Below are 13,313 nucleotides of genomic sequence, written 5' to 3'. Positions count from 1 at the left end.
TAATTTTGCCGATATTTTAAAAACAGGGACAATATGAAAAGGTTAAATTTATTTATAGCAGTTATCTTTTGTTGCTATTCCAGTATAATGCTTGGGCAGCAGGATGCACAGTATACACAATACATGTACAATACAATTAATATTAATCCGGCTTATGCAGGTTCCCGGGGTGCAGTTAGTATTTTTGGTATGCACAGAACACAATGGGTGGGTTTAGATGGTGCACCAACAACCAATTCTGTATCTGTTAATGCTCCGATTGGGTATAATTTGGGATTGGGTGTATCAGTAATCAATGATCGAATAGGACCAATGGTAGAAAATAATGTTGCTGTAGATCTTTCGTATTCTATTGAAACTTCACCTTATTATAAATTATCTTTCGGATTAAAAGGAACGGCAAATTTACTCGATGTCGATTTTACCAAGTTAAACATATACGATCCTGCAGATCCAAGATTTCAGAACAATATTGACAATAAATTTTCGCCTAATATTGGTGCGGGTGTTTATTTTCATTCTGATAAATCATACATAGGATTATCGGTTCCTAATATGCTCGAAAGCAGTCATTACGATAAGTCGGCAAAAGACGAAGCGCAAAGTTATGTCGTAAAAGAGCGTATGCATTATTATTTAATGGCGGGTTATGTTTTTGACTTAGATTATAATCTAAAGTTTAAACCTTCACTTCTTACCAAGGTGGTTCAGGGAGCACCGCTTCAAACCGATATTTCTGCTAATTTTTTGTTTAATGAAAAATTCACAGCGGGTCTGGCATATCGTTGGAGTGCCTCTGTAAGTGCTCTTGCAGGTTTTCAAATATCAGATTCCTGGTTTGTAGGATATGCCTACGATGCCGAAACGACAAAGCTGGCTAATTACAATTCAGGATCTCATGAGATATTTCTAAGATTTGAATTGAAAGGACTCAGATCAGGAATGATTTCTCCAAGATTCTTCTAAATCAATTTTTAAATTAATCAAAACATCAGCCAGATAAGTGTTTGAAAAATAATCAGTTTGGTTGATTTTGCATAACCTTTTAATTATGAAAATAAAAATACACAGAATTGTTGTTTTACTTTTTTGTCTGGTAGCTTCTATGAGTTTTTCTCAGGATCTGACAAAGAAAAACGATAAAAAACTTGCCAAAGCAAACGCACAATATGAGAATTTTTCATTTTTTAAAGCTGGAAAACTCTATGAACAATTAGTTAAAAAAGGCTATAAATCGGCAGAAATTTACGGACGATTAGGCGATACTTATTTCTTTAATGCAGATTATGTTAAAGCATTACCATGGTACACAAAGATGATGGAAGAAAGTGCGTCAAATCCGCCAGAATATTATCACAGATATTCTGTCTGCTTAAGAGCAAATGATCAATACAAACAAGGATTAGAAATAATGAGTGCTTTTTATGAGAAAGCAGGTAATAAAGAACAAGCCCAAAATTGGACTCCGGATGTCTTCTTTAAAGCTGTCGAAGTGCAGTCGAATCGTTATAATGATTTAGGCGATGCCGGAATAAATTCAGCATCTTCAGACTTTGGAAGCGCACTAGTACCTAATGAAGAAGCAATTCAGCAAGCTCTTGAAATTGCTAAAATAGAGAAGAGAGAAAGGGCAAGAATTATAAGAGAGAATGCCGAAAAAAGACGCAGGGAAGATAACAATAAACTCGGGGCAAAAGGAGAGTTTTTAAACAAGAATAAGAACGCAGCAAATAGTAAAGACCCTGCGAAAACAGCCGAAATTGATAAAATTGAAAATCCGGAAAGTGCTATTAAACCTATTGTAAAATTGCCTAAATACAGCGATGTAATTTATGCTACAGCAAAGGATTCGGGAATTTTTGCAAGCAAGCACAGTTGGAATGATAAACCTTTTCTTAAGTTGTATACCGCTCAAATTGATGAACAGGGAAAACTTCGTAATGAGAAGAAATTATCGGGAGAAATTAATTCTAAATTTCATCAAAGTACGCCGGTTCTTACCAATAACGGCCTTACCATGTATTTTACAAGATTGGTGCCTTATAACGAAACAAAAAAGAAAACCGGAGGCAAACCAATATCACATTTGAAAATTTTTCAGGCCCAAAAAGTAAATAATAAGTGGGGCAATGTACGCGAACTTCCGGCGCCCATCAATTTGGCTGGAACTTCATCAGCACATCCGGCTTTAAGTCCGGACAATAGCGAATTGTACTTTGTATCGAACAGAAAAAAACAAATAAGCGACACTGATTTATATGTAGTCGAAAGAAAAAAAGGTGGTGGTTTTGCATTTACAGCAACATCGTTAGGCGACGAAATAAATACGTATGGACGGGAAACATTTCCATTTGTAGACGATAGCGGGATATTGTATTTCTCTTCAGATGGACATCCGGGACTTGGTGGTTTAGATGTTTTTGCTGCAGCAAAAGATAGTAACGGAAAATATGCAGTTGTCAATGCCGGCGAACCTATAAATTCGGTAAGTGATGATTTTGCTTATGCAATAGACAGCGATTCTAAAAGAGGATTTTTCTCGTCTAATCGAAAAGGAGGAAAAGGCGAGGATGATTTGTATCAATTTTCAGAAACAAAATCTATCGTTTTTCCTTTTAAATTAAATCCGATTTATTCCGGAACAGTAAAAGATAGTTTGTCCGGAGAAATATTACCGGAAGTTGAAATAATCGTTTTTAATGAATTAAACGAGAAGATTAAAACCGTTACCAGCGATGCATCCGGAAAATATTCTTTGGATTTACCACCGCTTAAAAATTATAGTTTTGAGTTTAATAAAAAGGGATATGCAACGGAAAGAGTATTCGTAGACGGACTTAAAATATCAGAAAAAAAGGAAATTCCGGTAACTTTATTTAATGAACTATCAGTAATTGTAGACGATAAAGTTGTGACACTAAACGAAGGAGACAATCTTACAGATAAATTAAAACTCAGTCCTATTTATTTTGATTACGGAGGGTATACAATTCGTAAATCATCAAAATTAGAATTAGATAAAATAATTAATCTAATGAAGACACGTCCGAGTATTGCTATTGAAGTACGATCGCACACAGACAGCAGAGGTAAAGATGATTATAACATGAGATTGTCTAAAAACAGAGCAAAAACTACGATGGATTATATTGTTTTGGAAGGCGGAATTAGCAGAGATAGAGTTTGGGGCGATGGATATGGAGAAACCCAACTTATAAATAATTGCAGTAATGGTGTAAAATGCACAGAAAAAGAACATGAACTGAACAGGCGTTCGGAATTTATTATGGTAATAAAAGAACCGAAAAACTAGACATATTATTACTATCCTGTACGCAAAAAAGGGCTTGACTTTATTAAAAGTTGAGCCCTTTTTTTTAGGAATTATTTTTTTGTTGTGAATTGTTAATCAGTATGTTGAATCGGGTTTGTCTTTTATTATTCTTTTTTGTCATTTGTAACTTTTCATGATGATTTTAAAAGTTTATGTGGCAGTTCGAAAGCAGACTTAGCACATACTTTTGCCGGGAATTAAAGTTCATGTTATAAAACAATTAACAATCTAATAGCTAAGAAAATTTAGCAGGATTAAGTTGAAGAACAGGGATTATAAATAACTCATAATAATTATATCTTATGAAGAATAAATTACTTCCATTAATTTTTGTGCTAGGTGGTTACTCGGCCTATTCCCAAGTGGGTATAGGGACAACAATGCCCAATGCTTCTTCTCAATTAGAAGTCGTGGCAAATGATAAAGGTATTTTAATACCAAGAATTGCATTAAAGAATTCAACAGATGTTACTACGATTGCAAATGGCAACATAAATAGTTTATTAATATTTAATACTGCAACAATTGCAGATGTTAAACCAGGATATTACTATTGGTATGATAACAAATGGAACAGGATTGTGGTTGCTGGAGAGATTGAATCTAATACCGGTACAGTGATTTATAATCCCGTAACAAATGAATTTGTTTATGTTGATGCATCAGGTAACAATCAAACAATAAGCTTTGATACTATTGTAAAAAAATACGAGACGATTACAATACTAACAAATCATAACAACGGAACGTATACTTACGCCAATGAAAAAGGCGATAAAGTAATAATTGATGTTCCTGCAGATGTTGCGAATAATTTCGAAACGATCGTAAACAATCCTGCCGTAACAAATGTGCTGAATACTTTTATAACAAAAGTAGAAGGTAATGTTTCGTACAATCCTGTAACGAACGAGTTTACGTATACGGATAAAAACGGAGATACTCAGGTTGTAAATATCAGCGAGATTGTAAAAGCAAATGAAACGATTACAACTTTAGCCAATAATAACAACGGAACTTATTTATACACAAGCGAAGACAAAACACCAACGACTATTGATGTTGTTGCCGATGTGATCAATAATGCGTCAACAATTGTAAATGATCCGAAGTTTATTACCGAGGTAACAAATGTGGTTAAAACAGAAGAAACCGTAACGACTTTAGCGAACAATAACAACGGAACATACTTATATACAAGTGAGGATAAAACGCCTACAACTATTGATGTTGTTGCCGATGTGATCAATAATGCATCGACAATTATAAACGATTCTAAGTTTGTAACTGAATTAACGAACGTTATCAAAAATGAAGAAACATTAACAAGTTTATCTTATGATGACGTTGCTCATACTTTAACGTACAAAGACGAAAAGAATCAGCCATCTGTATTCAAATTAATGGATTTAGTTGGTGATGCCGAAACGCAGACAACATTGGTTTACGATGCATCGGCTAAAACGTTGACTTATAATGGAGAAAGCGGAACACCAACGGTAATTCAATTAGTAGATTTAGTTGGAGCAGCTGAAACTGTAACGACATTAGCGAACAACAATAACGGAACTTATTTATATACAAGCGAAGACAAAACGCCTACAACTATTGATGTTGTTGCCGATGTGATTAACAACGCTTCAACAATTATAAACGATTCTAAGTTTGTAATCGAACTTACGAACGTTATCAAAAATGAAGAAACACTAACAAGTTTATCTTATGATGATGTAGCTCATACTTTAACGTACAAAGACGAAAAGAATCAGCCAGCGGTATTCAAACTAACGGATTTAGTAGGTGATGCAGAAACGCAAACAACATTAGTTTACGATGCATCAGCTAAAACGTTGACTTATAATGGAGAAAGTGGAACACCAACGGTAATCCAGTTAGTTGATTTAGTTGGAGCAGCTGAAACCGTAACAACTTTAGCAAACAATAACAACGGAACGTATTTGTATACAAGCGAAGATAAAACGCCTACAACTATTGATGTTGTTGCCGATGTGATCAATAACGCTTCGACAATTATAAACGATCCTAAGTTTGTAACTGAGCTTACGAATGTTATTAAAAACGAAGAAACATTAACAAGTTTATCTTACGATGACGTTGCTCATACTTTAACGTACAAAGACGAAAAGAACCAGCCAGCAGTATTCAAATTAACGGATTTAGTGGGCGATGCCGAAACGCAAACAACATTGGTTTACGATGCATCAGCAAAAACGTTGACTTATAATGGAGAAAGCGGAACACCAACGGTAATTCAATTAGTTGATTTAGTTGGAGCAGCTGAAACTGTAACAACTTTAGCTAATAACAATAACGGAACATATTTATATACAAGCGAGGACAAAACTCCTACGACTATTGATGTTGTTGCTGATGTAATCAATAACGCTTCGACAATTATAAATGATTCTAAGTTTGTTACTGAATTAACGAACGTTATCAAAAATGAAGAAACACTAACAAGTTTATCTTATGATGATGTTGCTCACACTTTAACGTATAAAGACGAAAAGAATCAACCAGCGGTATTCAAATTAACGGATTTAGTTGGTGATGCTGAAACGCAGACCACATTGGTTTACGATGCATCGGCTAAAACGTTGATTTATAATGGAGAAAGCGGAACACCAACCGTTATTCAGTTGGTTGATTTAGTTGGCGCCGCCGAAACAGTAACAACGTTAGCAAACAATAATAACGGAACATATTTATACACAAGCGAGGATAAAACGTCAACCACTATTGATGTTGTTGCCGACGTAATCAACAATGCATCAACAATTGTAAATGATCCGAAGTTTATAACTGAGGTAACAAATGTGGTTAAAACGGAAGAAACCGTAACAACTTTAGCCAATAATAACAACGGAACATATTTATATACAAGTGAAGATAAAACGCCTACAACTATTGATGTTGTTGCCGACGTAATCAATAACGCTTCGACAATTGTAAACGATTCTAAATTTGTAACTGAATTAACGAATGTTATCAAAAACGAAGAAACACTAACAAGTTTATCTTATGATGATGTTGCGCATACGTTAACGTACAAAGACGAAAAGAACCAACCATCTGTATTCAAATTAACGGATTTAGTGGGCGATGCAGAAACGCAGACGACATTGGTTTACGATGCATCAGCAAAAACATTGACTTATAATGGAGAAAGCGGAACACCAACCGTTATTCAGTTGGTTGATTTAGTTGGCGCCGCCGAAACAGTAACAACGTTAGCAAACAATAATAACGGAACATATTTATACACAAGCGAAGATAAAACGCCTACAACTATTGATGTTGTTGCCGACGTAATCAACAATGCTTCAACAATTGTAAATGATCCTAAATTTATTACTGAGGTAACAAATGTTGTAAAAACAGAAGAAACGGTAACAACTTTAGCGAACAATAACAACGGAACTTATTTATACACAAGCGAGGATAAAACGCCAACCACTATTGATGTTGTTGCCGATGTGATCAATAACGCTTCAACGATTGTAAATGATTCTAAGTTTGTAACTGAATTAACGAACGTTATCAAAAACGAAGAAACATTAACAAGTTTATCTTACGATGATGTTGCGCATACCTTAACGTATAAAGACGAAAAGAACCAACCATCTGTATTCAAATTAACGGATTTAGTGGGCGATGCCGAAACGCAAACAACATTAGTTTACGATGCATCAGCTAAAACGTTGACTTATAATGGAGAAAGCGGAACGCCAACGGTAATTCAATTAGTTGATTTAGTTGGAGCTGCTGAAACGGTAACGACATTAGCGAATAATAACAACGGAACATATTTATATACAAGCGAGGATAAAACGCCAACGACTATTGATGTAGTTGCCGATGTGATCAATAACGCTTCAACGATTGTAAATGATTCTAAGTTTGTAACTGAATTAACGAACGTTATCAAAAACGAAGAAACATTAACAAGTTTATCTTATGATGATGTTGCGCATACGTTAACGTACAAAGACGAAAAGAATCAGCCGGCTGTATTCAAATTAACGGATTTGGTGGGCGATGCCGAAACGCAAACCACATTGGTTTACGATGCATCAGCTAAAACATTGACTTATAACGGAGAAAGCGGAACGCCAACGGTAATCCAGTTAGTTGATTTAGTTGGAGCAGTTGAAACCGTAACAACTTTAGCAAACAATAACAACGGAACATATTTATATACAAGCGAGGATAAAACACCTACGACTATTGATGTTGTTGCTGATGTGATTAATAATGCGTCAACAATTGTAAACGATTCTAAGTTTGTAACCGAGCTTACAAATGTTATCAAAAACGAAGAAACATTAACAAGTTTATCTTACGATGATGTTGCTCATACGTTAACATACAAAGACGAAAAGAACCAACCATCTGTATTCAAATTAATGGATTTAGTGGGTGATGCCGAAACGCAAACAACATTAGTTTACGATGCATCAGCAAAAACGTTGACTTATAATGGAGAAAGTGGAACGCCAACGGTAATCCAGTTAGTTGATTTAGTTGGAGCAGCTGAAACCGTAACAACTTTAGCAAACAATAACAACGGAACATATTTATATACAAGCGAAGATAAAACGCCTACAACTATTGATGTTGTTGCCGATGTGATTAATAATGCGTCTACAATTGTAAACGATTCTAAGTTTGTAACTGAGCTTACGAACGTTATAAAAAACGAAGAAACATTAACAAGTTTATCTTATGATGATGTTGCGCATACGTTAACGTACAAAGACGAAAAGAATCAGCCATCTGTATTCAAATTAACAGATTTAGTGGGCGATGCCGAAACGCAAACTACATTGGTTTACGATGCATCAGCAAAAACATTGACTTATAATGGAGAAAGCGGAACACCAACCGTAATTCAATTAGTTGATTTGGTAGGAGCTGCCGAAACGGTAACGATTGTAGCTCCGGTAGTTACAACAGGAAATACGATTGCGACTTATACAAATGAAGCAGGAGGAACTCCGGTTGAAATTAAAGAAACGGTAACTTCTCTCGTTCATGGTGTTACTCAGGAAACTATAGATGGACAAGTAATTGACAAACATACTTTGACGTATACCGATGAAAAGAATGTTGCAAATCCGATTGATTTGTCTGTTTTAGTGAAAGGTACAGAAACACTTACCTCATTAACTTATGATGGAGCAGAACACTCTTTAATTTATAATGATGAAAAAGGAATTGCATCCGAATTTAAATTGGTTGATTTGGTTGGAGATGCAGAAACAATAACAACCTTAGAAGTAAACTCAGCGACTGGAACTCTGGATTATAGGAATGAAAGCAAGGTTGTAAAAAGTATTGACCTAAGTAATGCAGTAAAAGAGCCATGGTTTAGTTCACAGACTAAAGTAGGAGCGACATTAAATACAGAGGACATATATACAAATGGTTGGGTAGGAATTGGATACACAGAACCATCAAAGGCTCCTAATGAAAAACTACGAGTAAACGGAAGTATTACTACAGTAAATAGTTTCTATGCCGATTATGTATTTGAAGATTATTTCCAGGGTTACTCTCCAATTAAAGCCGATTATAAATTTAAACAATTGGCGGAAATTGAAGAATTCATTAAAAAGAACAAACACCTTCCGGGTATAACTCCAATTAATGAATTAGAAAAAACAAAAGAAGGTTATTCGTTTAATATGTCTGAACTATCCATACAATTACTAGAAAAAACCGAAGAGATTTACTTGCATATTATTGAGCAAAATAAAATAAATGAACTTCAAAGTAAAGAAATTGAAGCAAAAGATAAAATGATTAAAGATTTAAAAGAAGCTTCAGACTCAATGAATGAACGTTTAGAAAAATTAGAAAAATTTATTGCAGAAAAAGTTAATTAAAGAAACAGATTAGAGTTAGTAAAGAGGTAAATAAGGTATTTAGTATAATGCTAAATGCCTTTACTTCGACTAATGTAATTCTCATACTTAAACATTAAATTATGAAAATAGGAATACATAAAATACGAAAGATTGCTTTTGCAATGGTATTCAGTTTACTAAGTTGCTCAGTTTTTGCTCAGTTAGAAAGTACAAAAATAAAAGACGGTTCAGTAAGCAGCGGAGCAGAAAAAGCGGTTCCGGGAGCTCTTTTTGAATTGGAAAGTACCAATAAAGGAATGCTTACCTCGAGGCTTACAACGGCACAAAGAGATGCAATTTCCGCTGCAAATTTAACGGATGGATTATTGATATTTAATACCACAACAGGATGTTTTGATTATTGGAGCAAAGCACAAAGTGTATGGTTAAGTATCTGCGGTACGCCGCCACCGGCAGTTTTTGATATTTCTACAGCACAATGTAATCTGGTAAAAGCAAATGGAGTTTTCAAACAAGGAGAAACACTAACATTAGCCAATTACCTGACAATTCCGGTAACGGTAACACAACCGGGAACTTATACAGTATCGGCAACAACAACTAACGGTTATTATTTTAATACCAGCGGAACTTTTCCTAATGCAGGTACTTATGTCTTAAACTTGCCTGGAGTTGGTACGCCTAATAATGGTTATGATGTCGGAAATGTCGGGGATGCAGTAGAGATTTCATTAAATGGAAAAGATGCAGCTTGTACACCTCACATTTTTGTAGAGAAAGCCAATGTTGATTTTGCAATATCATGTGCTGGTATAAATGCCGAAGGATCTTATTTTGTAGGAATTCCGCTTAATGTATCAAACAAGTTAACAGTAAGTGTAAACGTTACCAATACTGGTTTTTGGAGCATGAAAACCAATACAGTAAACGGTTATTCATTTAGTGCAACAGGTACGTTTACAACAACAGGTACCCAAACCATAGAATTGTTAGGAACAGGAACGCCAACAGCTTCGGGAATAAATAATTTTAATCTTTCCTCAAATGCAACTACAGTTGCGGGAGCTTCTTGTTCAGGTATTCCGGTTACGGTAGCGCCTGTTGGCTATACTGTAAATTGCGCAAATGCAATACAAAACGGAACCTATATGCAGGATGTTACTTTAATCGCTGGTAATACTATTACCTTACCAATTAATGTTACAGCGACAGGTCAGACAACAATTACAAGCACAACAGCAAACGGAATTTCATTTACTTCAGGATTAATAAATCTATCGACTCTTGGAGAACAAACTGTAACCCTTTTAGGTTCAGGAAAACCGGTTTCCGGAGGAATTACAGATTTTATTGTATCCGGAACACCTGGATTTACAGGAACTTGTACGCTAAAAGTTACGATTGCAGGACAACCTGTAGCTTATACCACAAATTGTTCAGGTATTACAACAAGCGGAACGTATGCCCCAGGAATAGCAATGTCTGGAACAAATACAATGACAGTTCCTGTAAACGTGAGTTATGTGGGAGCATACACAATAAATACAGATACAGTAAACGGAATCAGTTTCTCAGCTTCAGGAACATTTGCTACAACGGGAGCACAAAATGTGGTAATGACTGCTACAGGAACGCCATTGTCAGGCGGTTCATTTAACTATGCGGTAACAGCAAATAGTACCAATGGAGGTTCGGCTTGTAATAAAAACATATCATTTGTTTTCCGTACCATGAAAGTTTTAGGATTAGGAGGAGGAATGTATCAGCCGGGTAGTGCAGGTACAGCAGAAGCTTCACGAGCAATATTAGCTTCTACAGCAAATTTTGGTCCTACTGGTACAGTACAAATTCAAAACATACAAATTATTAACGGAGCTTATAATGAAGGAACAGCATTAAGAAACTTAATTAATACGAACAATATTGATATTATAGTTTTAGGATATAATCATACGCCAAATGCAGCTTCAATCGCAGTTTTGAATGATTTTGTTAAAAATAAAAAAGGAGTTTTAATACATTCTCAGGAAAATAATACAGGCAGCACAGCCGATTTAATTAATGCAGTTTGTGGTTCATCAGTATCAGTTTCAGGAACAGGAACGACTAATACAAATCCTCTTTTAAATGTTTCAGATCCTGTTTTAGACGGTCCTTTTGGAAACATAAAAGGACTTAATGCCGGAGCTGACGTAAACAACTCTTATTATGTAACCAATGTACCGGCTAATGTAACCACATTGGCAACCCAAAACGGAAATGCAAGCAGAATATTCTCTTTCAGACATAACACCTTAGGATACATGTACATTGGAGATTCTGGCTGGACGGCAGGAACGTCATCAAATACAGCTACAGACATTTGGCCTGCGAGAATCACAACAACAGGTATTCCGCAATCAAAACCATATATGGGAGGCGTTACGGTTTATAACAGTATTATGTATGCGAATACAATGGCATGGGCTATTAAATATGCTCAGGAAAATGTTAATTCTAGTTACATGATTCCCTAATTAGAAACACAAAAACACCTCTTTTATCAATATAATAATTGAGGTGTTTTTTATAAGTAAGCATTAAATTGAAAAGAAGTATTAATGCTTTGGAGGTAACATTTTAAATAAAAAAGATGACCAGAATTTATATTAAAATAGTTTTATCAGTATTGTTTATTGGTAAAATCAGCGCACAAACAGTGAATACGGGAGCAATAGCAGTCCTCTCAAAAACTGAATTTGCGACAGTAGGAGATTTTGATAACAGACCAACAGGAGATTTTATTAATGATGGGCAATTTATTGTTTATTCGAATTATAACAATGACGGATTAGTCACTTTTAGTCCAAAAGAAACATCAGGATTAACACATTTTAAAGGTTTAGAAAAAGCTCAAATTATTTCAGGTAATGAGTTAAGCGAATTCAACAATGTACGTTTTGAAAACAGAATGGCTCAGCCCGCATTTTTATTATCCGGAATGATTAGTGTTTATGGAGTTTCTGATTTTAATAAAGGAATAATTTCGAATACTAATTCAGGAGGAAGTTTTATTTTTGAATCAGATGCAAGGCCAGACAATGCAAGCAATGAGAGTTATGTTGATGGTTTTGTAGAGCGCAATGGCAATTACGAATTTGAATTTCCGATAGGATCTGGAGGTTATTTCAGACCAGCTTCAATCAGTCAAATTGGCTCGTCTAACAATTTCTTTAAGAGTAAATATGTGCTTGAAAACTCCAATAATTTATATCCTCATACACAAAAGGATGATCTGATTACATTAATTAATGCTAATGAATATTGGGAGTTCGAAAGCAATCAATCTACCGTAGATGTGGTTTTATCATTAAGTTGGAATAACGCTACAACACCAACCGAATTGACAAAAGAAGATTCAGATTATTCACTGGCAATTGTAAGTTGGGACGATGCCGAATCAAAGTGGAAATTTTATACTTCGGCGGTTGATAATCAAAATGAAACCGTAACCGCAGCAATTAATAAATCCGGGATTTTTACACTGGGGAAAGTTAGAATTGCAACCGTTGATGATGTTGTAGTTTATAATGCTGTATCGCCAAATGGAGACGGATTAAATGACTATTTTAATATTACCGGATTAGAAAAGTTCTCGGATAATTCTTTACAAATATACAATCGCTACGGAGTAAAAGTATTTGAAACCTCTAATTATGGAGTAAATGGAAATTGGTTTAGAGGAATCTCTGAAGGCAGAGTTACAGTAAATAAATCGGAAGGATTGCCAACCGGAACCTATTTTTATGTACTAAAATTTAAAACATCCAATGGATATAAAGACAAAGTAGGTTATTTATATATTAATAATGACTAAGCTTTTTCAAGTTTAATATAATGAACTAATGCCGTTGCTAAGATCTCGTATCAAAGCAACGGCATTTTTTAGTTGTAATTATAATCTTCAGAACATTCAAGTTAAGCCGATGAAATCTAAAGTCAGGAAATATAATTTTGAGACTTTAATTAATTATAAGTTTTTTATTAATAATAATAATGTAAAAATTTGATTGTTAGTGTTTTAAAATTAGCTATATTTACCATTCTTT

General features: G+C 34.8%; 5 protein-coding genes. All 5 read left to right on the top strand.

The window, feature by feature from the left end; genetic code table 11:
- Positions 1 to 33: 33 nt before the first annotated feature.
- Entirely contained in the window at positions 34 to 966 is a 933-nt protein-coding gene (locus L0669_RS19885) for a PorP/SprF family type IX secretion system membrane protein (protein ID WP_263759622.1), read from the top strand.
- A gap of 85 nt (positions 967 to 1,051) precedes the next feature.
- A complete protein-coding gene (locus L0669_RS19880; RefSeq protein WP_263759621.1) occupies positions 1,052 to 3,313 on the top strand; it encodes an OmpA family protein in 2,262 nt (753 codons plus the stop codon).
- Positions 3,314 to 3,636: 323 nt separating this feature from the next.
- Positions 3,637 to 9,243, top strand: coding sequence for a hypothetical protein (locus L0669_RS19875; protein WP_263759620.1), 5,607 nt, complete (start codon positions 3,637 to 3,639; stop codon positions 9,241 to 9,243).
- A 101-nt stretch (positions 9,244 to 9,344) separates the two neighbouring features.
- The gene (locus L0669_RS19870) at positions 9,345 to 11,741 is read left to right on the top strand and encodes a hypothetical protein (RefSeq protein WP_263759619.1); all 2,397 of its coding nucleotides are present in this window, start codon (positions 9,345 to 9,347) and stop codon (positions 11,739 to 11,741) included.
- 116 nt (positions 11,742 to 11,857) lie between these two features.
- Entirely contained in the window at positions 11,858 to 13,081 is a 1,224-nt protein-coding gene (locus L0669_RS19865; protein ID WP_263759618.1) for a T9SS type B sorting domain-containing protein, read from the top strand.
- Positions 13,082 to 13,313: the final 232 nt, after the last annotated feature.

It is taken from the genome of Flavobacterium bizetiae (assembly GCF_024271895.1).
GTDB classification, from domain to species: Bacteria; Bacteroidota; Bacteroidia; order Flavobacteriales; family Flavobacteriaceae; genus Flavobacterium; species Flavobacterium bizetiae.
This window is presented reverse-complemented; position numbering and strand designations above follow the sequence as displayed.

What these genes read in the sequence shown, in the direction of transcription:
- L0669_RS19885 (WP_263759622.1), top strand. Translation starts at nt 34, where the DNA reads ATGAAAAGGTTAAATTTATTTATAGCAGTTATCTTTTGTTGCTATTCC.
- L0669_RS19880 (WP_263759621.1), top strand. Translation starts at nt 1,052, where the DNA reads ATGAAAATAAAAATACACAGAATTGTTGTTTTACTTTTTTGTCTGGTA.
- L0669_RS19875 (WP_263759620.1), top strand. Translation starts at nt 3,637, where the DNA reads ATGAAGAATAAATTACTTCCATTAATTTTTGTGCTAGGTGGTTACTCG.
- L0669_RS19870 (WP_263759619.1), top strand. Translation starts at nt 9,345, where the DNA reads ATGAAAATAGGAATACATAAAATACGAAAGATTGCTTTTGCAATGGTA.
- L0669_RS19865 (WP_263759618.1), top strand. Translation starts at nt 11,858, where the DNA reads ATGACCAGAATTTATATTAAAATAGTTTTATCAGTATTGTTTATTGGT.